The 24,234-nt window shown below is 73.1% G+C and carries 19 protein-coding genes; 15 read left to right on the top strand and 4 right to left on the bottom strand.

Translation table 11 applies throughout. The features are described from left to right. Position 1 precedes the first annotated feature (1 nt). Positions 2-973 (bottom strand): helix-turn-helix domain-containing protein, encoded by a 972-nt coding sequence (locus ACQPY4_RS09170; RefSeq protein WP_433338862.1) that lies wholly within the window; start codon positions 971-973, stop codon positions 2-4. An 86-nt stretch (positions 974-1,059) separates the two neighbouring features. Between ACQPY4_RS09170 and ACQPY4_RS09175 the strand changes: the two genes are divergently transcribed. Then, positions 1,060-1,944, top strand: coding sequence for a hypothetical protein (locus tag ACQPY4_RS09175; RefSeq protein ID WP_433334451.1), 885 nt, complete (start codon positions 1,060-1,062; stop codon positions 1,942-1,944). Here the strand turns inward: ACQPY4_RS09175 and ACQPY4_RS09180 are convergent. Continuing rightward, entirely contained in the window at positions 1,898-2,500 is a 603-nt protein-coding gene (locus tag ACQPY4_RS09180; RefSeq protein WP_433334453.1) for a hypothetical protein, read from the bottom strand. The genes ACQPY4_RS09175 and ACQPY4_RS09180 overlap by 47 nt on opposite strands. 83 nt (positions 2,501-2,583) lie before the next feature. Here ACQPY4_RS09180 and ACQPY4_RS09185 point away from each other — a divergent pair, with 83 nt between their 5' ends. Further along, positions 2,584-6,381, top strand: coding sequence for a nidogen-like domain-containing protein (locus ACQPY4_RS09185; RefSeq protein WP_433334455.1), 3,798 nt, complete (start codon positions 2,584-2,586; stop codon positions 6,379-6,381). A gap of 23 nt (positions 6,382-6,404) precedes the next feature. Here the strand turns inward: ACQPY4_RS09185 and argG are convergent, their stop codons facing one another. Further along, positions 6,405-7,856: an argininosuccinate synthase gene (argG, locus tag ACQPY4_RS09190; protein ID WP_433334457.1), complete on the bottom strand. Its 1,452-nt coding sequence runs from the start codon at positions 7,854-7,856 to the stop codon at positions 6,405-6,407. A gap of 75 nt (positions 7,857-7,931) precedes the next feature. On the opposite strand from argG, the gene ACQPY4_RS09195 reads away from it, so the two are divergent. The 8 genes from ACQPY4_RS09195 to ACQPY4_RS09230 all read left to right on the top strand — a co-directional run bounded on the left by ACQPY4_RS09195 (position 7,932) and on the right by ACQPY4_RS09230 (position 15,445). Beyond that, positions 7,932-8,726 carry a M15 family metallopeptidase gene (locus ACQPY4_RS09195; protein ID WP_433334459.1) on the top strand — a complete coding sequence of 265 codons (795 nt, stop codon included), beginning with the start codon at positions 7,932-7,934 and terminating at the stop codon, positions 8,724-8,726. A gap of 117 nt (positions 8,727-8,843) precedes the next feature. Beyond that, positions 8,844-10,865 (top strand): BTAD domain-containing putative transcriptional regulator, encoded by a 2,022-nt coding sequence (locus ACQPY4_RS09200; RefSeq protein WP_433334461.1) that lies wholly within the window; start codon positions 8,844-8,846, stop codon positions 10,863-10,865. A 48-nt stretch (positions 10,866-10,913) separates the two neighbouring features. Next, entirely contained in the window at positions 10,914-11,228 is a 315-nt protein-coding gene (locus ACQPY4_RS09205; RefSeq protein ID WP_433334463.1) for a hypothetical protein, read from the top strand. Between the two features lie 23 nt (positions 11,229-11,251). Continuing rightward, a complete protein-coding gene (locus tag ACQPY4_RS09210; RefSeq protein WP_433334465.1) occupies positions 11,252-11,536 on the top strand; it encodes a hypothetical protein in 285 nt (94 codons plus the stop codon). Between the two features lie 6 nt (positions 11,537-11,542). Beyond that, positions 11,543-12,574 (top strand): MvdC/MvdD family ATP grasp protein, encoded by a 1,032-nt coding sequence (locus ACQPY4_RS09215; protein WP_433334467.1) that lies wholly within the window; start codon positions 11,543-11,545, stop codon positions 12,572-12,574. A 28-nt stretch (positions 12,575-12,602) separates the two neighbouring features. Beyond that, positions 12,603-13,103, top strand: a complete 501-nt coding sequence (locus ACQPY4_RS09220) for a MauE/DoxX family redox-associated membrane protein (protein WP_433334469.1) — start codon at positions 12,603-12,605, stop codon at positions 13,101-13,103. Between the two features lie 9 nt (positions 13,104-13,112). Further along, positions 13,113-13,658 (top strand): TlpA family protein disulfide reductase, encoded by a 546-nt coding sequence (locus ACQPY4_RS09225; RefSeq protein WP_433334471.1) that lies wholly within the window; start codon positions 13,113-13,115, stop codon positions 13,656-13,658. Further along, positions 13,655-15,445: an ABC transporter ATP-binding protein gene (locus ACQPY4_RS09230; protein ID WP_433334473.1), complete on the top strand. Its 1,791-nt coding sequence runs from the start codon at positions 13,655-13,657 to the stop codon at positions 15,443-15,445. The genes ACQPY4_RS09225 and ACQPY4_RS09230 overlap by 4 nt, the downstream gene beginning before the upstream one ends. Before the next feature lie 16 nt (positions 15,446-15,461). On the opposite strand, the gene ACQPY4_RS09235 is transcribed toward ACQPY4_RS09230, so the two are convergent. Continuing rightward, positions 15,462-17,240: a substrate-binding domain-containing protein gene (locus tag ACQPY4_RS09235; RefSeq protein ID WP_433334475.1), complete on the bottom strand. Its 1,779-nt coding sequence runs from the start codon at positions 17,238-17,240 to the stop codon at positions 15,462-15,464. Positions 17,241-17,491: 251 nt separating this feature from the next. Between ACQPY4_RS09235 and ACQPY4_RS09240 the strand changes: the two genes are divergently transcribed. The 5 genes from ACQPY4_RS09240 (at position 17,492) to ACQPY4_RS09260 (ending at position 24,181) form a co-directional block, all read left to right on the top strand. Further along, positions 17,492-17,920 carry a luciferase family protein gene (locus ACQPY4_RS09240; protein ID WP_433334477.1) on the top strand — a complete coding sequence of 143 codons (429 nt, stop codon included), beginning with the start codon at positions 17,492-17,494 and terminating at the stop codon, positions 17,918-17,920. A gap of 41 nt (positions 17,921-17,961) precedes the next feature. Continuing rightward, entirely contained in the window at positions 17,962-19,740 is a 1,779-nt protein-coding gene (locus tag ACQPY4_RS09245) for an HSP90 family protein (RefSeq protein WP_433334479.1), read from the top strand. A gap of 4 nt (positions 19,741-19,744) precedes the next feature. Then, positions 19,745-21,934: a hypothetical protein gene (locus ACQPY4_RS09250; RefSeq protein ID WP_433334481.1), complete on the top strand. Its 2,190-nt coding sequence runs from the start codon at positions 19,745-19,747 to the stop codon at positions 21,932-21,934. A 118-nt stretch (positions 21,935-22,052) separates the two neighbouring features. After that, positions 22,053-23,045 (top strand): MBL fold metallo-hydrolase, encoded by a 993-nt coding sequence (locus tag ACQPY4_RS09255; protein WP_433334483.1) that lies wholly within the window; start codon positions 22,053-22,055, stop codon positions 23,043-23,045. Positions 23,046-23,164: 119 nt separating this feature from the next. Next, positions 23,165-24,181, top strand: a complete 1,017-nt coding sequence (locus ACQPY4_RS09260) for an alpha/beta hydrolase (protein ID WP_433334485.1) — start codon at positions 23,165-23,167, stop codon at positions 24,179-24,181. Positions 24,182-24,234: the final 53 nt, after the last annotated feature.

Consider the following 24,234-nt stretch of genomic DNA (forward strand, 5'->3'; position numbering starts at 1 on the left):
CCTATCCTTCATTTGATCTTCGCATGGCGGCGGGACGGAACGTCCGGCGATGGGCGATCGGGGTCACGCCCCGGCGGGCGGCGAAATGGTGGCGGAGGGTGTCGGCGCTGCCGAATCCGGCGCGCGCGGCGATCGCGTCCACCGGGAGCTCGGTGCTCTCCAGGAGTTCCTCGGCCCGTTGCAGGCGCTGGTCGAGGAGCCAGCGGTGCGGCGTGGTGCCGGTGGCGTCCTTGAAGCGCCGGGCGAAGGTGCGGGACGACAGGTGGGCGCGGGCCGCGAGGACGTCCACGGTCAGCGGCCGGTCCAGGTGCGCGCGCGCCCAATCGAGCAGGCCCGCCAGGTCGCCGCCGGTGCCGGACGGGACGGGAAGCTCCACGTACTGGGCCTGGCCCCCGGAACGGTGGGCCGGGATGACCATCCGGCGCGCCAGCGCGTTGGCCGTGGCGGCGCCGTGCTCGCGGCGGACCAGATGCAGGCAGGCGTCGATGCCCGCGGCGGCTCCCGCGCTGGTGAGCACCGGGCCGTCCTGGACGTAGAGCACCTCGCGGTCGACCCGGACCGCCGGGTGGCGCCGGGCCAGCCGGTCGGCGAACTGCCAGTGGGTCGCCGCGCGTCGGCCGTCCAGCAGGCCCGCCTCGGCCACCGGGAACGCGCCGGTGCAGATCGACAGCACCCGGGCGCCGCGCGCGACGGCGTCGCGGAGGGCGGCGCCGACCCGAGGCGAGGGGCGCAGGTCCAGTTCGGGCCAGGCGGGGACGGCGATCAGGTCGGCGCTCGCCAGCCGTTCCAGCCCATGGACGACGTTGATCTCGAATCCCGACGTCGACGGCACCGCGCCGGGCTCGGCGGCGCAGACCGCGAAGTCATAGACGGGCAGCCCGTCGTCGGAGCGGTCGAGCCCGAACACCTGGCAGACCACGCCCAGCTCGAAGGCGGCGGCCCTGCCGCCGACCAGGGCGGCCACGTTCCGGATCACGCCCCCGATTCTGGCAGAAACTTCCGGGAGCCTGTCATTTCTGCCACTGCCGGTTCTTCCACACGGCCGCCACGCTGGGGTGCATGGCATTCGATGAGCTTCCGTTCCCCCAGAAGGGGCGCGTCGCCGTTCCGTCCCCGGGTACCGGCCCCCAGCACTGGGCAGGGGCGCCCAGCAGCGCGCTGGACACCGACGGGACGGTCGTCCTGGCCTACCGGGTGCGGGACGGCGAGGACTACAACGTGATCGCCCGCTCGTCCGACGGGGAGCGGTTCACCACGGTCGCCGTGCTCACCCGCGACCGCTTCGGCGCCCAGATGGTCGAGCGGCCCGCGCTGGTCCGCACGCCGTCCGGCCGGTGGCGCCTCTACGTGAGCTGCGCGACGCCGGGCACCAAGCACTGGTGGATCGGCGTCCTGGAGGCGGGCACCCCCGAGGGGCTGCCCGGCGCGCCGGTGCGCCGTGTGTTCGAGGGCGACCGGCACACGGCCGTCAAGGACCCGGTGATCCGCTGCGAGGACGGCCGGTGGCGGGCCTGGGTCTGCTGCCACCTCCTCGACGAGCCGGGGGAGGAGGACCGGATGGTCGCCGCCCACGCCACCAGCGACGACGGGCTGCGCTGGCGGTGGCACGGCACGGTCATGCGGGGACGTCCCGGCGCGTGGGACGCCCGGGGCGTCCGCGTGACCAGCGTCCTTCCCGACGGCCGCGCCTTCTACGACGGCCGCGCCACCGCCGAGGAGAACTGGTTCGAGCGCACCGGCCTGGCGCTGCCCCGGGGAGCCGCCCTCGTCCCCGCCGAGGACGCGCCGGTCGTCGACGTCCGCTACCTGGACGTCCTCGCCCTCCCCGACGGCTCCCGTCGCCTCTACTACGAGGCCAGGCGTCCCGACGGCGCCCACGAGCTCCGCACCGAGACGATCACGAGGCGCCGGGTGGCCGGTGCGCCGCGCGGGCGTGCCGGGTGAGGACCGCCTCCAGGTCATCGACGATCGGCCGGAAGAACTCGCCGCGCGCGACCGGGTCGTTCATCGTGGAGACGGCGAAGTTGGCGGCGCCGAACGCCGCCAGGACGGTGGCGCAACGCAGCAGCGCCTGCGGCACCCCCGGAATGACCGACGGCGCGGGCTCGCTCCCGACCCAGGTCCTGGCCGTGCCGGGATCGACGGCGATCACGCCGAGCAGGGTGAAGAACACGAACACGGCGAGCGCCGGCCACGCGAGGAAGACGGCGGGCAGCGCGAGGGCGGCCCACCGAGGCAGCGTCCGGCGATGCTCGCGCAGCCCGCGGCAGGCGAACCACGTCAGGGCGCCGCTGACCGCACCGGCCATCGGGAGCACCACCCAGGCGGCCGCGTCGTCGGGCACCAGGAACCAGGGCGGGACGGCTCCGGCGAAGATCGCCAACCCGGGAAGCATCCGCGGCAGCACGTGCGCGCGCACACCCCAGCCGGGGACCAGCTGCGGCAGCCCGCTGCGGACGAGGTCGCGCTCGCCGGACGGCGCTCCGTCGTGATCATTCACGACGCACCAGAGTACTGCGGAAAGTGAGGAGCCGACTACCAAGAGTACTGTTGTCTCGGATGCGGTATTCCGTGGGATCGGGGATGAGATCGGTGTTCATGCGGGGAGGGGTGGCGGCCACTACGGCCCTGACCCTGATGTTCGCCTTGATCCAGATCGATGCCCGCGCAGCCACCCCCAAGCCACGGGAGGTCCCGCCCTCGGGGCTGAGCGTGAGCGCGCGGGGGGAGACGCGGGACGCCAGCGTCCAGGTGCGCGGGCGCACGGTGCCGCGCAGCGTCGTGACGATCGCCGGGGGCCTGCTGCGGGCCGTGGCCGTTTCCGGGAAGGACGGTGGGTTCTCGGCGGAGGTCCTGCTGCGTCCCGGCGTGCGCCACGGCCTGACCGTCACGGCGTTCGCCGGGAGGCGGCGGTTCACCAAGGCGGTGACGGTCGTTCAGCGGACGTCCAAGGCGCGCGGCGAGGTGACGGGACGGGTCGTCGAACCGGGCACCGGCAGGCCCGTCCCGGGGGCGACGGCGTCCTACGGCAAGTGGGTGGCCAAGGCCGACCGGCACGGCCGGTACACGCTCAAGGGCCTGCCCAACGGCCGGGTCGCGGTCGCGATCCGCGACCGGGGGCGGCTCAGCGGCCTGACGGTCGCGACGATGTCCGGCGGACGGGCCCGCGTGGCCGACGTGCCGATCCAGAAGCTCGCCGAGCCCAGCGTGGTCGGCCCTCGCGGCGCCGTGTTCGCCGGGCACGGATGGCGGGTCACGGTCCCGCCCGGCGCGGTGCGCGGGCCCACCGCGCTGAACCTGACCCCGTTGAGGCTCACCGGGCTCAAGGAGAACTTCGGGACGGGCATCCTGGACCTCTCGCCCAACGGGCTGCGCTTCGCCAAGCCGATCACCGTGTCCCTCGACCCCCGGGTGGCGGGGCTGGCTCCGTCCCAGACCGAGGTCAAGGGGCTCGACCCCGACGGCATGACCGTGACCAGGCCGCGGACCAGGATCGTGGACGGCCGCGTGGAGTTCCAGGTGACGCACCTGAAGGGCATGGAGATCCGGGCGGCCCTGATCGAGTTCCCCTGGGACTACTGCAAGCCCTACACCAAGTCCTACGAGGTCCCCGACGCCAGGACGATGCTGCGGAACACGCTGTACCACTTCCTGGAGAACACCAGCAACCGGCCGCCGGACGCCAGCCCGGCGTCCACCCTGATGATCGGCAGGTTCGTGGCCGGTGGCCTGCGCGACCACAGCCGGATCTCGGTGACCGACCCGGGCGCGATCGCGCAGTTCCGCGACGCCCCGGAGACGGTGAAGGCGGGCGACGAGCTGACCGTCAGGATCGCGTCCTCGCTCGCGCCCCGGCCGCCCGCGCTCGGGCCGCCGGGGCGGCCGACGACGCTGAAGGTCTCCGACTTCGGCACGATCGGCCGAGACGTCCCCATCACCTGGTCCGACAGCGGCCGGGTGCCCGCGATCATCGCGGGCGGGCCGGGCCAGGTCACGCTGCCGCCGGGTCCGACGACCTTCCCGGACGCGCGGCACTTCACCGGGCCGGTGCGGTTCGTCCCCGAGGCCGACGCCAGGGGCGTCCGCACCAAGGTGCTGCTCGACGTCGAGCCCACGCTCGAGGTGCTCGACTCCGTCGACTTCTGCGACGCCAACCCCGGATCGCTGGCCGCCCAGCTCGGCGCCACGGTCGCGCTGAGCCGGCTGGAGGCCACGCCGCAGCCGGGCGGGCCGCCCGGCGCCGTGGCGGGCAGGCCCTTCCTCTTCCAGATCGAATCCAGGCTCAAGAAGATCAAGAAGGACATCACCCGCGTCTACGGGACCAACGACAAGGACAACGACGGCGTCCCCGACAGCCAGCCGTGGCGGGGCGGCACCTTCAAGCTCGACAACTGCCCCGGCACGGCCAACCCCGACCAGGCCGACCGCGACGGGAACGGCGTCGGGGACGCGTGCGACAGCTGTCCCGCCCCGCTGCACCGGGTCGCCGCGCCCGACCAGTGCGAGCTGCCGCCCGGCGGCGTGCCCGGCGGTGGGGGCGGGAGCGACGGCGGCACCAGGCCCGACACCGGACCTCAGAACCCGGGGACGGGCGGCTCCTACGGCGACCCGCACCTCGTCACCTTCGACGGGGGATCGGTCGACTTCCAGGGCGCGGGAGACTACGTGCTCGCCGAGGCGTCCGGCGGGTTCGCCGTCCAGGGCCGCTACACCCGGTTGCCGAACCGGTCGTCCTCGATGTCGGTCAACCGCGGCGTCGCGGCGCGGGTGGGCGGCTCGGTGATCGCCTTCGGTGACGACGCGACGTCCCAGCCGCTCGACCCCCAGGTCGCCAGGCTGGACGGGCGGCGGCTGCCGCTCAAGCAGAACACGACCACCACCCTGCCCGGCGGCGCCAAGCTGACCGTGAGCCGGGTCCGGGGCGCGGTCGTCCTCTGGCCGGACGGCACCGAGCTGCTGGCCGGACGCTGGATCGCCGACAACGCGTTCCTGACCCTGTCCAAGAGCAGATGGGGCAAGGTACGGGGCCTGCTGGGCAACGCCGACAAGGACCCGCTCAACGACCTCACCGCGCGCGACGGCACCCGGGTGACCGACCCGCTCGACTTCGCCCAGCTGTACGGGAAGTTCGGGGCGAGCTGGCGGGCCCAGGGCACCGCGTCCTTCTTCCGCAGCAGGATCCCCGCCAACGGGGCGCTGCCGGTCGTGCCGCCGTCCCGGGCCTCGATCGCCCGCCTCTCCGCGGCCGACCGGGCGGCGGCGGAGCGTGCCTGCAAGGCCGAGGCCGTGGCGCCCGGGGCGGCGCTGGAGCAGTGCGTCCTGGACGTCGCCTTGACCGGCGACCGGCGGTTCGCCGGCAACGCGGCGGTCGTGGCCGAGCGCATGCGTTCGACCGTCGACCTCACCGCGCTGGGCGGCCCGGTCGAGGACACCGCGACGCTTCCGCTCGGACGGCGGGTTACCGGCTCGCTCGACCGGCCCCACGCCACCGACCGCTACCTGGTCGACCTCCGGGCGGGCCGGTCGATCCGGATCACCACGCCGGGCGCGTGCCCCGGCGCGGGCACGTTCGCGATCACGGTCGTCGCGCCCAGCGGGCGCCCGCTGGGCCGCACGCGCGGCCCGGGATGCGGCTCGGTCGGCTTCACCGGGCTCCGCGAGAGCGGGCGGTACCAGATCAGGGTGTTCGACTCGGGCGGGTTCACCGGCCGGTACGAGCTCCAGGCCGACGGCGCGGCGCCGGAGGTGAGCTGCACCGCCGACCAGGTGCTGCCGAACGACGACCAGTCGAGCCCGCGCGTCGCGCTGCCGTTCCCGGTCGACTTCGAGGGGCGCCGCTTCACCGGCCTCTGGGTCAACAACAACGGCAACGTCACCTTCGACGCCGCGTCGGGCGACTTCACGCCGGCACCCTTCCAGGAGCTGGAGTCGCCGATGATCGCCCCGTGGTGGGCGGACGTCGACACCCGCGCGCCGGGCACCCGTCCCGTCCGCTACGGGACCGGTTCGGCCGAGGGGCGGCGGGCGTTCTGCGTCCAGTACGACGCCGTCGGCTACTACGACGGCCACGCCGACAAGCTGAACTCGTTCGAGCTCTACCTCGTCGAGCGGAGCGACGCGGGCGACGGGGCGTTCGACATCATGTTCCGCTACAAGCGGCTCCGGTGGGAGACCGGCGACTTCAGCGGCGGCAGCCAGGGCCTCGGCGGGACGTCGGCGGCCGTCGGCTACTCCAACGGGACGGGCAAGCCCGGCACCTTCTTCGAGATGCCGGGGTCACGGACGCCCGGGTCGTTCCTCGACGGGTCGGCCACGGGCCTGACCCGCACGTCCACCAACAGCACCCAGCCGGGGGTGCACGTCTACCCCATCCGCCCCTAGAGCGACGGGCTCACGTCGCCGTCTCAGTCGGTGCCGAACTCCATGGCGGCGCGGTCGAGCAGCGCGTCCGACTCGGAGACCCGTCCCCGCGAGGCGATCGCCTCGGCCGCCGAGCCCTCGGGCATCGCGCCGATCAGCCCGGTCGCGGCCGCCTGCGCGGCGCCGATCAGCGCCGGGTGCGAGCTGCCGACCATGCCGAGCCCGGCGTACTGCTCCAGCTTGGCGCGCGAGTCGGCGATGTCGAGGTTGCGCATGGTCAGCTGGCCGATCCGGTCGACCGGGCCGAAGGCCGAGTCCTCGGTCCGCTCCATCGACAGCTTGTCGGGGTGGTAGCTGAATGCCGGGCCGGTGGTGTCGAGGATGGAGTAGTCGTCGCCGCGCCGCAGCCGCAGCGTCACCTCACCGGTGACCGCCGTGCCGACCCAGCGCTGCAACGACTCGCGCAGCATCAGCGCCTGCGGGTCGAGCCAGCGCCCCTCGTACATCAGCCGGCCGAGCCGCCGTCCCTCGTTGTGGTAGGCCGCCAGGGTGTCCTCGTTGTGGATCGCGTTGACCAGCCGCTCGTAGGCCGCGTGCAGCAGCGCCATGCCCGGGGCCTCGTAGACGCCCCGGCTCTTGGCCTCGATGATGCGGTTCTCGATCTGGTCGGACATGCCCAGGCCGTGCCGTCCGCCGACCGCGTTGGCCTCCAGCACCAGATCGACGGCCGACGCGAACTCCTTGCCGTTGATCGTCACCGGCCGGCCGTGCTCGAAGCCGATCGTGACGTCCTCGGCCGGGATCTCGATCGAGGGGTCCCAGAACCGCACGCCCATGATCGGCTGGACGGTCTCGACGCCCGCGTCCAGATGCTCCAGCGCCTTGGCCTCGTGGGTCGCGCCCCAGATGTTGGCGTCGGTCGAGTACGCCTTCTCGGTGCTGTCGCGGTAGGGGAGCCCGTGGGCGAGCAGCCACTCCGACATCTCCTTGCGGCCGCCGAGCTCGGTGACGAAGTCGGCGTCCAGCCACGGCTTGTAGATCCGCAGCGACGGATTGGCCAGCAGGCCGTAGCGGTAGAACCGCTCGATGTCGTTGCCCTTGAAGGTGGAGCCGTCGCCCCAGATCTGCACGTCGTCCTCGAGCATGGCCCGCACGAGCAGCGTGCCGGTGACGGCCCGGCCGAGCGGCGTGGTGTTGAAGTAGCTGCGCCCGCCCGACCGGATGTGGAACGCCCCGCAGGTCAGGGCCGCCAGCCCCTCCTCGACCAGCGCCTCGCGGCAGTCGACCAGCCGCGCCACCTGCGCGCCGTAGGTCGTGGCGCGTCCGGGCACCGAGGGCAGGTCGGGCTCGTCGTACTGCCCGATGTCGGCGGTGTAGGTGCACGGCACCGCGCCCTTGTCGCGCATCCACGCGACCGCCACGGAGGTGTCGAGGCCACCGGAGAAGGCGATGCCGACGCGTTCGCCGACGGGCAGGGAGGTAAGCACCTTAGACATAAGCAGAAGTATGCATCAGAGTGCATGAACATGCAACCCTGGTCGCCGAATCGCCTCCGTGATAGATCCATTGCCATGCCGAAGCTCCGCGGCCTCACCGCGTCCGTCCTGGCCTCCCTCGCCCTCCTCGCCCCCGCCGCGCCCGCCCTGGCGAAGCCGGAACCCAAGGCGCCCAAGGAGTTCGTCGCGCTCCGCGACATCGACCCGACGATCATCCAGGAGATGCGCTACAAGACCCGGCACAACTTCGTCGGCGAACCCGTCGACGGCTACCGCCAGCCGATCTGCATCCTCACCCGTCCGGCCGCCCGGGCCCTGCGCCAGGCCCAGCGCCGCCTCCTGCGCCAGGGCTACTCGCTCAAGGTCTACGACTGCTACCGCCCCCAGCGTGCCGTCGACCACTTCGTCCGCTGGGCCAAGGACCTCGACGACCAGGCGATGAAGCGCGAGTTCTACCCCCGCGTCGACAAGACCCGCCTCTTCCTCGACGGCTACATCGCCGAGAAGTCGGGCCACAGCCGGGGCAGCACCGTCGACCTCACCGTCGTCAAGCTCCCGGCCCGCCCCACCCGTCCCTACCGTCCGGGCGAACCCCTCGTCCCCTGCTACTACCCGGCCGCCGACCGCTTCCCCGACAACTCCGCCGACATGGGCACCGGCTTCGACTGCTTCGACACCCTCTCCCACACCCTCGACCCGCGAATCCAGGGCAAGCAGCGCGCCAACCGCCTCCTCCTCAAGTCCACCCTCGAAAAGGTCGGCTTCACCAACCTCCCCGAAGAGTGGTGGCACTTCACCCACAAACCCGAACTCTTCCCCACGACCTTCTTCGACTTCCCCGTATCCCGCGGTTCCCTCACCCCCCGCTAGCCCTGGAACCGCCAGACGACCGCCGGTCGCAACCTGGGGGACATGAGCTTTTTGTCCAGGCTTGTTCCGGTTGTGAAACAGCCCTAGCTTGGGGCGGGGCGAACGGGGAGGCCGTCGATGGGCGACGGGGGCGACGGGGAGGTCGTGGACGGGGTGTTCGCGCGCCTCGCGGACGATCTTCTTGAGGCGCGACGGGCCGTCGATCCGGCGGTGCGGGCGCGGCTGATCGCCCAGGTCCAGCGGCAGTCCGGGTGGGCACTGCGGCAGGCCGTCACCGAGTGCCGTGAACGGCTGGGGATGACCTGGCGCGACACCGCCTCGACGCTCCAGGTGCCGTATACGACGCTGTACCGCCAGTACCAGGCGGGCGGGCGGCTGGTCGTGGGGGAGAACCGGGACGACCGGCGGGACGGCGCCGGGGACCACCTGGATCTGCTCGTCCTCGGGGAACTGGTCGTCCGGTCCGGGGGGAATGAGGTCGCGCTTCCGGGGCCCAGCGTGCGAGCTCTGATGGGCGCGCTTCTGCTCACTCCGGGGGACGTCGTGCGAGAGGACCGCCTGCTCGAACTCGCCTGGGGCAGCGAGCGGGGAAGCCGCCGGGCGCTGCAGTGCGCGGTCCACCGGCTGCGGACCTGGCTGCGGGACCTGGGCGGGACGTGCCGGCTCGAACACTCGGGCACCGGCTACCGGCTGGCCGTGCCCGACGGCGCCGTCGACCTCGCGCGGTTCCGGGAGCGGGTGCGCGCCGGCTCGGCCGGTGATCCGGACCGGCGGCTGGCACTGCTGGCCGCGGCCCTGGAGGATTGGCGGGGGCCCGTGCTGGGCGGCCGCCCCGAGTGGCTGGCCGCCGACCCGGTCGTCCGGGCGCTGGAGCAGGCCCGGGTCGACTGCGCCGGTGCGCTGGCCGACCTGGCGTTCCGGCTCGGGCGGGCGGGCGAGGTCGTCGCGGCGGTCGAGGAGGTCGCCGCGACCGCGCCCTACGACGAACCGCTCCAGGCGCGGTTGGTCCGGCTGCTGTCGGCGTGCGGACGGCACGCCGAGGCGCTCCGGCACGTCGAGCGGGTACGGCGGCGGCTGGCCGACGACCTGGGCATCGCGCCGTCCCGCGAGATGCGCGGCGCGCACGCCGCGGCCCTCCACGAGGACGGGCGGCTCGGCCCCGTGCCCAGGCAGCTTCCGCCCGACCTGCCCGACTTCACCGGCCGGCACGAGGAGATCCAGGCGATCGGCGACCTGATGATGACGGTCCGGGGCCCGCTCGTCTTCGCGATCAACGGGGCGGCCGGCACCGGGAAGACGACGCTCGCCGTGCACGCCGCGCACGAGACGGCGGCGCTGTTCGTCAACGGCCAGCTGCACGCCGACCTGCGGGGCGACAGCCCATTGCGGGTGCTGGGCCGGTTCCTGCGCGCGCTCGGCATCCAGGAGGGGGCACTGCCGGCCTCGTTCGAGGAGCGCGTCGCGCTCTACCGCTCGTGGACGGCGGGACGCAGGATGCTGATCCTCCTGGACGACGCGGCGGACGAGACGCAGGTCCGTCCCCTGGTGCCCGCCGCGGCCGGGTGCGCCGTGCTCGTCACCAGCCGGGTCTGCCTGGCCGGGCTGGTCGGCGCGCGGCTGCTCCCGCTCGGCGTGCCCTCGCCGGACGAGGCCGTCCTGCTGCTGTGCCGGGCCTCGGGCCGCCCCTGGCTCGCCGGCGACCCCACGGCCGAGCGGATCGTCCGGCTGTGCGACCGGCTGCCCCTGGCCGTCCGGATCGCCGGCGCCAGGCTCGCGACGCGCCCGCTGCTGACCGCCTCCCGGCTGGCCGAGCGATTGTGCGAGGAGAAGACCCGGCTGGACGAGCTCGCCGTGCACGGGCTGAGCGTCCGCGCGGCCCTCGACTCCGCCTGCGCCGACCTCGTGCCCGCCCACCGGCAGGCGCTTTGGCGGCTGGGGGACCTCCCGGCGAACGGCTTCCCGGCGTGTGCGGCGGGCGCCCTGCTCGATGTCGCGACCGGCTCGGCCGTGGCCCATCTGGAGGGGCTCGTCGACGCCGGACTGGTCGCCGTCCTCGGCGCGGACGCCGAGGGCGAGGCGCGCTACGGTCTGCCCGGCCTGGTCCGGCTCTACGCCCGGGAACACGGCCGGCACGGCTGAGAGCGTCCGGAGAGCGGACTGAAAGCGCGGCCGGGTCAGGATTCGACCGTGATCGCAGCAGCCTGCCCGGAGGCGCTCCGGTGCGACGACGCCGTCGCCTCTTCGGCATTCATCCGCTTCGATCCGCCCGAGCTCCACGACGGCTCACTCGTCGTCCGGGCCGTTCCCGCGGATCTCCGCGAGGGCAGGCGCCTCGGCCCCGCGACCCCGCTCGCCTATCTGTACGAGCGGGTGCCGGACGCGATGCCCGACACCGACCAGAGGTTCGACGCCGGGCACTACGACGAGACCCGTCTCGTGTGGTCGTTCTCCGGAGAGCTGACCGGAATCCTCGGGATCACCGAGCCCACGTCGCCGGAATGACCGGCGAAGAAGGAGGCCAACCCATGTCCGACACCCTGACCCGGGAGCCGTTGCTGCTCTCGCTCTCGTTCGTCGACGGGCACCCGATCGACCCGGACTTCCGTCCTCCGGCCGACCAGGGCGCCCAGCCGCTCGGCTACCTGTACTCGACCTGGGACGGCACCGCCGTCCAGCCCGCGTGGGGCCACTTCGACGAGGAGACGCAGACCTGGATCAACCCGCCCGGCCTCCCCACCGCCGGCATCACCACCTACACACGGACGAACTGCTACAGCACTGACCGCTGCTACGACGACACCTGCGGCTAGGCCCCGATGACGACCTCGGCACCTCGCGTGCTCGTCCTCACCCAGGAATTCGATCCGACCGTCGACCCCGTGGTGACCACGCTGGCCGAGCGGGGCGCCGAGGTCGTCCGAGCCGACCTCAGCTACTTCCCGCGCCGGATGACGGTGACGACCTCCGACTTCGGCACGACCCGCCGGACGCTGCGGCTGCGCGACCGCGACGGCGACGGCGTCCGCGAGATCGACCTCGACCGGCTCTCGTCGGTCTGGTACCGCCGCCCGACCGGGTTCGACTTCGGCCCCGACATGGCCGAGCCGGAGAAGCAGTTCGCGCGCCGCGAGGCCATGCAGGGGGTGGGCGGCGTCCTGCGGGCGACCAACTGCCTTTGGGTCAACCGTCCCGACGTAGACGCCGTCGGCGAGCTCAAGCCCTACCAGCTGGAGCTGGCCAAGCGGCTGGGGTTGCGCGTCCCCCGGACGCTGCTGACCAACGACCCGGCCGAGCTGGCCGCGCTGCTGGCCGACGCCGACCGTCCGATCGCCTACAAGGCGTTCACCGGCGGCGTGATCCACTATCCGGGCGCGTTCCCGGCCGGCCTCCTGACCACCGTGGTCGGCGAGGAGATCCACGAGCATCTCGACCGCGTCGGCCACACGATGTGCATGTTCCAGGAGTACGTCGACAAGGCGTACGAAGTGCGGCTGACCGTCATGGGAAACACCTACTTCCCGGTGACGATCGAGTCGCAGGAACGCGACACCACCCGGGTCGACTGGCGGGGCGAAAGCGCGGAGATGCCCTACGGCCCCTACCGCCCGTTGCCCGAGGAGGTCGTCAAGAAGACCCAGGCGCTGCTGACCGAGCTGGGCGCGGTCTACGCCGCCCTGGACTTCATCGTCACCCCGGCCGGGGAGTACGTGTTCCTCGAGGTCAACCCGATGGGCCAGTTCATGTGGATGCAGCACGACATGGACCTGCCGCTGGGCGACCACCTCGCGGACCTGCTCATGAAGGGCGGTCCCTTCGCACGGGGCGAGGTGACACAAGTCGGGTACTGACCAGCTGACGCTCGGCTGCCAGGCGGCCGTGGCGGTGACGTTCGCCTGCTCCGCGGCGGCCAAGGTCGCGGGGCGGGCGGCGTACGCGGACTTCCGCGGCTGGCTGACGTCCGCCGCGGGGGTTCCCCGCCGGCTGTCCGCCCCCGCCGCCGCCGTGACGGTCGCCCTGGAGGCCGCGACCGCGGCCGCGATGCTGGTCCCCGCCCTGGTCCCGGCCGGATTCGGCGCGGCGGCCATCCTGCTCGTCGTCTTCTCCGCGGGCGTGCGGTCGATGATGCGGCGCCGGGTCGCGGTGCCGTGCCGGTGCTTCGGGGCGGGCACCCGGCCGCCCGGCCCCGCGCACCTGGTCCGCAACGGCCTGCTGCTCCTCGTCGCGTTCTCGGGGCTGCTCATCACCCGGGGCGGCGCCGCTCCGCCGCCGCTCACGGCCGATTCCGTGCTCGCCGCCGTCGCCGGGACGGCGGCGGCCCTGCTCCTGGTCAACCTCGACGAGCTCGTCGACCTCTACCGTCCGCTCGACCGTCCCTGAGGGGTTCACATGACCTACTCCGCGGCCACCGTGACCGTTATCGGGGTGCTCAGCCTGGTCAACATCGCGCTCACGCTCGGCGTCGTCCGGCGGCTCGGCGACCTCCAGCGACGTCCCGCGCCCGGGCTGGGAGGCTCCGGCGCCGAGGCGCCGCCCATGACGGTCAAGCCGGGCGCCAAGGTGGGCGACTTCCAGGTCACCGCCGTCGACGGGACGACCGTGTCGCGCGCCGGGCTCAAGGGCCCGACCCTGGTGGCGTTCCTCGCGCCGGGCTGCCAGGCCTGCGACTTCAGCGTCCCCGCGTTCATCGAGCGCGCCGAGGGCGCGCCCGGCGGGCGCGACGGCGTCCTGGCCGTCGTCATGGGCGCGCCGCAGTTCGGGGACGAGCTGCGCGAGCGGCTGGCGCCGATGGCGCGGGTCCTGACCGAGGAAGAGGAGGGCGGGCCCCTGGTGACGGCGTTCGGCGTGATCGGGCTGCCCGCGTTCGGGATGCTGTCGGACGACCGGCTGGTGGCCAGCCATCCGCTGCCCGAGCGGCTGCCGGCCGCGGCATGATCTCCTCGATCGCGGCGGCGACGGGTCTGGCCTGGGCGGCGGGGCCGCGCGGGCTGGTGCTGCGCGTCGTGCTGACCGTCGCGGGAAGCGCCCTGCCGGTCGCCGTGGCCTGGCTGACCAAGCTGGTGCTCGACGGGCTGGCGGCGCCCGACCGCCCCTCGCTGCTGGTGCCGGTCGTCCTGCTCGCCCTGGCCGGGGTGGCGCTGGCCTTCCTGCCCGAGGTCATGCAGTACGTGGAGGCGGAACTGCGCCGGGCGATCGACCTCACCGCGCGGGGGCGCCTCTACGCGGCGGTCGCCCGGATGCCCGGCCTGCGCCGTTTCGAGGACCCCCGCTTCCACGACCGGCTCGCGCTGGCGGCCGAGGCGGGGCCGACCGGCCCGTCCGACGTCGTCAGCGGCGGGCTCGGCGGCGCGCAGGGCCTGCTCACGCTCGGCGGGTTCCTGGTGACCCTCGCCGTCCTCAACCCGTGGCTGCTCCTGCCGGTCGTCCTGGCCGGGCTGATCGCCCTGCACGGACAGCTCCGGCTGAGCCGCTTCCGCGCCGAGATGATGCTGGAGCTCGGGCACTCCACCCGGCGCGAGTTCTTTTACGCCCAGCTCCTGACCAGCGTGAGCGCGGCCAAGGAGGTGCGGCTCTACGGTCTGGGCGATCTGTTCGGCGTGCGCATGATCGGCGAGCTGCGTCGCATCAACGACGGCCATCGCCGGCTCGGCCGCCGGGAGCTGCTGGTCCAGGGGCTGCACGGCGTGCTCGGGGCCCTGGTCGCGGGCGCCGGGCTGGTCTGGGCCGTCGGCGCGGCCCGGAGCGGACGGCTCACCGTCGGCGACGTGTCGATGTTCATCCTGGCCGCCGCCGGGGTCCAGGGCGGGCTGACCATCGTGATCCACAGCGTCGGCCGCACCCACGAGGCGATGCTGCTCTTCGAGCACTACCGCTTCGTGGTCGGCGCGGGCTCCGACCTTCCCGAGACGAAGGCGTCCCTCGGCGTCCGTCCCCTCGCCGAGGGCGTCGAGTTCCGCGACGTCTGGTTCCGCTACGGCGACGACCTGCCGTGGGCGCTGCGCGGCGTCGACCTGACGATCCCCGCGGGCCGTGCGACCGCGCTGGTCGGTCCCAACGGCGGCGGCAAGAGCACCCTGGTCAAGCTCCTGTGCCGGTTCTACGACCCGACCCGCGGTGCGGTGCTGTGGGACGGCGTCGACCTGCGCGACCTCCCCGTGGCCGAGCTGCGCCGCCGCATCGGCACCGTCTTCCAGGACTTCATGGCCTACGAGCTCAGCGCCGCCGAGAACGTCGCCGTCGGCGACCTCACCGCCCTGGACGACCTCGGCCGCCTCCGCGAGGCGGCCCGCCGGGCCGGCTGCGACGAGAACCTGACGGCCCTGCCACGCGGTTACGACACGATGCTGTCGCGCACCTTCGACCCCATGGACCGCGACGACCCCGGCACCGGCGTGCTGCTGTCGGGCGGCCAGTGGCAACGCGTCGCCATCGCCCGTGCCCTTCTGCGCGCCGACGCCGACCTGCTCGTCCTCGACGAGCCCAGCTCCGGCCTGGACGCCGAGGCGGAACACGACCTGCACCGCCGCCTGCGCGCCCACCGCCAGGGCCGCACCAGCCTGCTCATCTCGCATCGCCTCAGCACGGTCAGGGACGCCGACTCGATCGTCGTCCTTTCCAACGGCACCGTCACCGAGCAGGGCCCCCACACCGCACTCCTGGCCCAGAACGCCCTCTACGCCCACCTGTTCACGCTCCAGGCCTCCGGCTACCGGCCGTCCTGACGGCAAAACCGCGGCGTCAGGTGGTCTGGCAGGGGGTGGTGGTGAGGGTGTCGGGGGATTGGCAGGGGTGGGAGCCGGCCTGGTGGAGGAGCTTTCGCGCCCGATCGGTGGTGAGGAAGGTGAAGAAAGCCGAAGCGGGGGTGTTGTTCGGGGGGAGGCCGTAGGAGTAGAAGATCTCGGGCGCCACGAAGGGGTAGCGGGGTTCGGTGGGGGAGCGGTCGGCGCGGCGGCCGTCGAGGGTGAGGATGCGGACGTTGGGGTACTGGCGGGTGTTGGTGGCGACGTGGAGCTCGGCGTAGCCGATGGCGCCGGGGACGCGGTTGACGGTGTCGAGGACCTGGGCCTGGCTGCTGCGCTCGCAGCGGATGATGCGGGCCGAGACGCGCAGCTCGTCCTTGCGGCGGCAGTCGCGGGACGAGAGCTCGGGTTCGGGCTTGGCGAGCACCTGCTCCTCGAAGATGGTGCGGGTGCCGGAGCCCTCGGTCCTGCTGACCATGCGGACGGGGACGTCGGCGCCGCCCTTGAAGCGATTCCAGGTGGTGGGGACGCCCGGGTCCTGGGCGTAGACCGAGCGCAGTTCCCGGACGGTCAGCCCGGTGAGGTTGGTGTCCTTGTGGACGACGACGGCGAAGGCGACCAGGGCGACGGGCGTGCCGCGGAAGCCGCGCGCCTTGATCTCGTCGGAGTCGGGCTTGAGATGGCCGTCGTGCATGGCGATCGTGGTGGACGCGTTGCCGGGGGTCAGGGCGCGTATCCCCTCGTTGGACCCGGTGGAGCGCACCTCGACGGTGGCGTCGCCGCACAGGCGCTCGTAGCCGCGCGCCAGGGCGTCGGCCGTGCGCTCGAAGGCGGTGGAGCCGACCAGGCGGAGCGTGCCGCGGAAGCAGACTGAGCTGTTCTCCTCGCCGCCGATCACCGCGCCCGTGCCGAGGCCGGCGGCGAACACCGGGACGGCGAGGGCCGCCGCGAGCAGGCGCCGGCCTCGGGGGCGGGCGGCGGCCAGGCGGCCCCGCAGGTCGGCCGCCTCGGCCTCGGCGTCGGCGAGGCGGCGCCGCAGGTCGGACGCCTCGGCGCGGGCCCGGGCCAGGTCGTCGGGCGGGGCGATGTGCCGCAGGCGCTCGTACGCCTCGACCCAGCGGGCGACCTCCTGCTCGGGCAGCCCGCAGGCCGCCGCGAAGTAGCCGACCCGGACGCGCTCGCGGTCGCTGGTGGTGCGCCAGCGGTCCTTCTGGAGCATGGCGCTGATGGTCGCGTCGGGCAGCGTGCCCCAGGAGCGCCGCTCGATCTCCGACTGCCGGGGCGGGCCCGCCCAGTCCTTGAGCCGGGCGAGCAGGACGTAGAACTCGCGGATGTCCCCGGCCGAGGCGGGGTCGGGAAGCAGCCGCCCGTCGGCGAAGGCCGGGACGCTCCACGGCTCGAAGGTCACCGGGTGCCGGGACGTCAGCCGCCGCCACGGCACCGCGGCCCGATGGGTCTCGACGGTCTTGGCGGGCTTGCCGTTGCGGTTGCGCTCGAACGCCGCGCGCAGGTCGTCGCCGCGCTCGTCCCACATGGCCTGCTCGGCGGCGGTCCAGCGGTCGCGCATCGCCGCGGTCGCGGCGCCGCCGGCCCCGGCCGCGTTCAGGCAGGCGCTGACGATCTCCCAGGACGGCAGCTCGCCCTCCCCGTCCAGCAGCGCCCGGACGGTCTCCTCCCGCAACCCCGTGCGCCGCGCCAGGACGGCCGGTTCGGTACCGTCCAGACCGGCGACCAGCTCGCGGGTGAAGTCCGCCCTCTGGTCGCGATAGGAGTTCAACGCCCGCTCCGTCCCTCTCCCGTCCAAGGCGCCCGCCCCGGGCAACCAACCATCTTGTGGCCCGGGCGGGGACGTCCTCCGCGAGTTGCCGGGAAGTTCGCGTTCTGGTGTCCCTCCGTACATCCGGGACGCCGTGCGCGGGCCGTTCCAGGAAGGTTCCGGGCTTCCAGGAAGGCACCAGGAAGGAGCCGAGCGCACCAAGACCCGCGCGTATCGGGAGTGCGGGGCGGTGTTCCGCCACGCTGGAATTCATGAGCCGAGGACGCAGCCACCGCTCCGTGACCTACGCCGACCTGGCGATGGACCGCTTCCGGAACTGGCCTCTGAAGCCATGCCGGGCCGACTGCCGCCCGGGCCGGGCCCTGGCCGTGCCGGGGCTCCAGATCGTCCACTTCCACCAGGGCGACCTGGCCGAGGTCTTCCTCACCGGCAAGGTCATCGGGCGCCTCACCGCGGCCCTGGCGACCTCCGGGAGGGTCGACATCGCGCCCGGCACCGACTGGGTCCAGGTCCATCTCGACACCGACGGCGACCTCTTCCTGCTGCAGTCTCTCGTCAGCCTGGCCATCCAGGCGAACGACCCCGGCCAAAGATCGCACAGCCGGGCCCCGTCCGCCTGCCCGCAGGCCAGGCCCCGGTCCCAGCGTCCCCGGGGACCGGTCGAGCCGTCGATCGTCTAGTCGCCGCCCCGCCGGGGAAATCCCTGGATACAGTGATCCGCGTGCAGCACAGCTTCAATGTGGATCTGCGGGGAATCGTCGATCTGCTCAGCCGCCACCTGTACAGCAGCCCGCGCGTCTACGTCCGGGAGCTGCTGCAGAACTCCGTGGACGCCATCACCGCGCGCCGCCTCGGGGAGGGCGACGCGCCCGCGCGCATCCGCGTCGAGCCGCGCGAGCTGACCGGGGACGGGTCGCTGCGCGTCCACGACACGGGCATCGGGCTGACCGAGCCGCAGGTGCACGAGCTGCTCGCCACGATCGGCAACTCCTCCAAGCGCGACCGGCTCGGGTTCGCGCGGCACGACTTCCTCGGGCAGTTCGGCATCGGCCTGCTGGCGTGCTTCCTGGTCGCCGACGAGATCGAGGTGATCACGCGCAGCGGCGACGCGGAGACCGTCGTGTGGCGCGGCCACGCCGACGGCCACTACACGATCGAGCAGGGGACGGTGCGGGACGAGCCGGGCACCACCGTCGTCCTGCGGGCGCGCCGCGACTTCGAGCACTGGCTCGACGCCTCCACCGTCACCGAGCTGGTGCGGCACTACGGCGCGCTGCTGCCCTACGACGTGCGGATCGGCGACGAGCCGGTCAGCGACGGCACGCCGCCGTGGCGGGCCGAGTACCCGAGCCCCGACGAGCGCCGGGACGCGCTGCTGAAGTACGGCGCCCGGGTCGTGGGCGCGGCCCCGTTCGACGTGATCGACCTGGACGTCCCCGAGGCGGGCCTGACCGGCGCGGCGTTCGTGCTGCCGCACGAGACCAACCCCAACGAGCGGGCCCTGCACCGCGTCTACCTCAAGCGGATGCTGCTGGGCGACCGGGTCGAGAAGATCATGCCCGACTGGGCGTTCTTCGTCCGGTGCGTGATCAACACCGAGGAGCTGCGTCCCACCGCGAGCCGCGAGCAGCTGCACGAGGACGACCTGCTGGTGACCACGCGCGAGGCGCTGGGCGACCAGCTGCGCGGGTGGCTGGTGCGCCTGGCGGCGACGTCGCCCGAACGGCTGTCGGCGTTCCTGAAGGTTCACTATCGCGGGGTGATGGCGCTGGCCGTGCACGACATCGAGATGCTGCGCATCGTGGACGAGTGGCTCCCGTTCGAGACCAGCGAGGGCCAGGTCCCGATGCGCGAGTTCCGCGGCCGCCACCGCACGATCCACTTCACCGCGACGGCCGAGGAGTTCCGGCAGCTGTCGGGCATCGCGGCGGCCCAGGGGATGGGTCTGGTCAACGGCGCCTACACCTACCACGCCGAGCTCCTGCGGCGGCTTCCGCGCCTCGATCGCGAGCTGGTCGTGCGGCGGCTCGACCCCGAAGACCTGGCGACCCGGTTCGACCCCCTCGACGCGGCCGCCGAGTTCGCCACCCGCGACTTCCTCGGCATCGCGCGCGAGGTGCTGGCGTCCCGGGGGTGCGAGCCGGTGCTGCGCTCCTTCTCGCCCGTCGCGCTGCCGGTGCTGTACCTGGAGGGGGCGGACGCCAGGCTGGCCGCCGATCTGCGCGCCGCCCGCGAGGAGGCGGACGGGGTCTGGGCCGAGCTTCTGGACGACGCCCCCGACGAGGACGAGCGGCCCCGCCCGCTGCTGGTGTTCAACCACCGCAACCCGCTGGTCGCGCGGCTCACCAGCACCGTGGACGCGCGGGTCGTCGAGCTTTCGACCGAGGCCCTCTACGGGTACGCGATGCTGGCGGGCAACCGGCCGTTGCGGTCCGACGACGTGGCCGGGGTGAACCGGGCGTTCCTGGGGCTCGTCGAGCACGCCATCCATACGGGGTGATCCGATGCTGCTCGACCGCGAGGAGATCGAGGCCGAACTCGACGCCGCCAACAAGCTCGACGAGGGCGACGGCGGCCCCGGCGGCCTGGCCTACGTGGAGGCGATGCGGAGCATCGTCCCGCACGCCGAGGCGCTCGGCGACCCCGCGCTGCTGTTCAGAGTCCGGCTCTCCTTCAGTTGGGCGCTGCGCAGCAAGCCCCTGACCAACGGGCCCTCGGACTTCTTCAACGAAGCCATTCCGGTGCTGCGCCGGTGCCTGCTGGCGTGGCATTCCGAGCCGCATCTGTATCCCGAGGACGACGTCCTGGCGATGTGGAACCAGTTCTTCCTCATCGTCGACGCCTATACCTGGCTCTATCCCGAACCGGCCGAGCGCCTTCACCGGCTCCTCGACGAGCTGGAGAAGTACTGCCCGTCCAGCCGGAGATGGACGCGTTACGCCATCGACCACTACCGGATGACGGTCGATGCCCGGAAGGGAGACGTCGAGGCGGTCGAGCGGTCGTGGCGGCGGCTGCGCGCCGAGGGGCCACCGGAGAGCCATTTCCTGCTGGACGGGATGGTCTCCTACGAGGCCCGCATGTGGCTGCGGCTCGACCGCGTCGACCGGGCGATCGAGGCGCTCGCGCCCCTGACGGCGGGCCAGATCACCAGCCGGGAGGGCAGGGAGCACCGCCATTGCCTGATCATGCCCTACCTGCGCGCCGGGCGGCTGGACGAGGCCGTCCAGGCGCACCAGGGCACCTACGCGGCCTCGAAGATGAAGCTGGAGGACCTCGCGGCGCATCTGGAGTTCTGCGCGCGCACCGGCAACGAGGAGCGCGGGCTCGACGTCCTGCGGCGCAACCTGGGCTACTTCGCGGAGGACGTCGCCTCGGTCGAGGCGATGTGGACGGCGGCCGCGGCGGCGCTGCTGTGCCGCCGGGTCATGGAGCGCGACCTCGACCGCGAGTGGGTCTGGCACTGCGCCTGCGACGAGGTCGGCTGCGACTGCTACCGGGTGTGGTCCTACGCGGATCTGGGCTCGTGCCTGCGCTGGGAGGCGATGAACTTCGCCGACCGGGTCGACGGGCTGAACGGGACGACCTTCCTGAGCCGCGAGATCGGTGAGCTGCTGCGCGCCGGGCCGCTCACCGGCGACCTGCCGCTGCCGCCCGACACCGCCGAGCCGCGCCATCGCGCGGCGCCGCCGCCCGCCCAGGGTCTCGGCGACGCCACCGACGACGACCTGCGCGAGCGTCTCCGGGCGGCCGAATCGGCCGCCTCACTGCCGGCGCTCCTCCAGACCGCGGTGGCGCTGGGCCATGCGGAGACGGCGACGGAGATCCGGCTCGCGCTCCTGGACGAGACGGGCTCCCGATGGCACCGGCGGTTCGCCACCCTCGTCGAGCTGGCTCGCGGGCCCCTGACGCCCGAGCAGCTGGACCGGCTCTGGGCGGCGGTCCCCCGCACGCTCGACCGCGTCCTGACCCACCCGACCGTGCACATGGAGCAGGTCCGCGGGCTGCTGCGCGTCCTGGAGCCGCGGTGCCGTCCCGGCACCGACGACCTGCGCCATCTGCGCGGGTTCGGCGTCGAGGCCGAGGTCCGTCGCGGCGACGCCGCCGCCGCCCTGGCCGCGTACGCCGACCTGCCGTCCGGCCCGGCCGACGACGTCCAGCGCCGCGCCCGGTGGTGGATCGACCTCCGCCACGACGACGAGGCGATGGCGTTGCTGCCCCCGGGGGACGTGAACCTGCTCGTGCCTTACCTCCGCGCGGGCCGCCTGGACGAGGCGCGCGAGATCCACGAGCGCACCCACCGGACGGCCAAGGAGGCGCCCGAGGTCGCCTCCAACCTGGAGTTCTGCGCCGCCACCGGAGAGCTGGAGCATGGCCGCGAGCTCCTGCAGCGCAGCCTCGATCTCTTCCACACCGCCCGCAACGACGTGGAGTGCTACATCGACCGGGTGCGCGCCTACGGCTCGGCCATCCGGATGAGCGAGCGCATCGTGGCCGAGGGCGCCGACGAGAGCTGGGTCTGGCCCGCCGACGCGTGCTGCGAGCCCGACGAGGGGTGGAGCTACGCCAGGCTCGCCGAGGGCTGCCGCATCGAGGGCGGCGCGTTCATCGCCCGATGGGACGAACTCACCGGCACCGACGCCACCCGGAATCTGGTCCACAATCCGCCTGTGAACAGCCTGGATATCGATTAGCTAATCAATGGCTAAGTGATATCAATATTGGACACTCCATGATCGGCTCTGCTCTCCTTGGCGGCACCGGCCTCCCCGTCGAGGCGCTCCCCGGCAAGCGAAAGCAGGTACGACCAGAATGTCCTTCGAGCGATTCACGACGTCCCGCCGCGCCGTGCTGGCGGCCGCGGCGCTGCTGCCCCTGACGGCCCGCTCCGCCACGGCCGCCGAGCCCGGGAGCGCGCGCGAGTACTACGAGCGGGCCGCCAGGCTCGCGGGCGACGACCCGGTCATGAAGGCCCTCGTCAAGGCCCTCACCCCGGGCCCCCTGCCGCCGTCCCCGCCGGCTCCGGAGCCGCTGCGGATCTTCGACGACGTCGCGGTCGTGAGCACGGGCTTCGTCTCGGCCACGGCGCTGCTGACGTCCGGGGGCGTCGTCCTCATGGACGCCCTGGGCACGCCGGACGAGGCCGAGAAGATCATCGTCCCCCAGCTGCGCTCGCTCGGCGTCGACCCCGCGTCCATCAAGTACGTGGTCGCCGCCCACGGCCACTGGGACCACTTCGGCGGCGCCCAGTACCTCGCCGACCGCTACGGCGCCCGGGTCATGATGAGCCCGGCCGACTGGGACCTGGTCGCCGCCGAGAAGCCGCCCAACGCCCCCGCCCGCGATCTGGAGATCGCCGACGGCATGCGCCTGACCCTCGGCGACACCACCATCGCCTTCCACCACACTCCCGGCCACACACCGGGCACCGTCTCGCCGATCTTCCCGGTCACCTGGAAGGGCCGCAGGCACACCGCCATGCTCTGGGGCGGCACCAACCCTCCGGCCCCGACCGCCGGGAAGCGCGGCTACCTCGCCTCGATCGTCGGCTTCGCCGCCCACATGCGGCGCGCCGGGGTGGACGTCGAGCTCAACAACCACGGCATGAGCGACCACGGCCTGGCCCGCATGGAGGAACTGCGCGCCGGAGCCACCGCCAACCCCTTCGTCCTCGGCCGTCCGCGCGCCCAGCGCTTCATGAGGATCATGGAGACGATGATCCGGGGCCGCATCGCCACCGACGAGGAGACCGGATCCGGCGCGACCGCGACCGTCTCCACCCGCCGTCACCACGGCTGCTGTTGATCTTTTGTCATCGAGCCCCGAACGGCACCGTCGTGATCGCGCGGGCGGTGCGTGTCCCCGGGACGTGCCCGCTGCATAGCGTCGTCCAGTCCCCGGAGGTCTGAACTCGGAGTGTGGCGATGCGTATCGGTTCCCCGGCGTCACGGCGGCTGGCCGCGATCGCGGGCGTCGTTCTGGCGGCCGCGCTGGCGGGAGGCCCGGCCGCCGCCACGACCGCACCGGTGCCGGCCGACGACGGGGCGCGGATCACCGAGGAGAAGTGGGTGGACCCGTCCACGCTCGACCTGACCGTGGACGGCCCGGCTCTCGGGAAGCCGCAGAAGGTCCGGGTCCTGGTGCCCAAGGGCTGGTCGCCGACGGCCGACCGGACGTGGCCGGTGGTGTACGCCTACCACGGCGGCAACGCCGACTACGTCTCCTGGACGCGCCAGACGGACATCGAGCAGATCGCCGCCCGCTGGGACGTCATGGTCGTCATGCCGGAGGGCGGCAAGAACGGCAGCTACACCGACTGGTGGAACGACGGCGCGGGCGGGACGCCCAAGTGGGAGACCTTCCACATCGACGAGGTCGTCCAGCTGCTCGAACGCAACTACCGCGCCGGGACCGGACGGGCCGCGCTCGGCATCTCCTCGGGCGGGCAGGGCGCGGTGACCTACGCGGCCCGCCGTCCCGGCATGTTCCGGTACGCGGTGAGCCTCAGCGGCATCCTCCACCTCACCAAGCCCGGCCTGCCCTCGCTCCTGATGCTCCAGGGGATGGGCTTCGACTCCGACCCGGCCAAGATCTGGGGGAGGCCCGGCCGGGACGACTGGAACTGGGCGGTGCACGACCCGTACCTGCTCGCGCACCGGCTGCGCGGCACCGGCCTGTACATCTCCAGCGGGACGACCGGCTGGCCCGGCCCCCTTGACGACCCCGTCAACCGTCCCTGGGACGAGAACTTCTACGGCGCCACGGGCGAGTTCATCGTCGGTTCGACCGTGACCGGGTTCGTCGAGCACCTCAAGCGCCTGGGAATCCCGGCCACCACCAACATCTACGGGAACGGCTGGCACAACTGGAACTACTGGCGTCCCGAGCTGGCGAAGTCGTGGCCGCTGATGATGGCGGCCCTCGGCGCGAACCGGACCTGAGGCCCGGTCCGGGCCTTGGCACCGTCCGCCCCGCGTGGTCTTCTGTGGACATG

The organism is Spirillospora sp. CA-294931 (assembly GCF_050946795.1).
GTDB lineage: Bacteria > Actinomycetota > Actinomycetes > Streptosporangiales > Streptosporangiaceae > Spirillospora.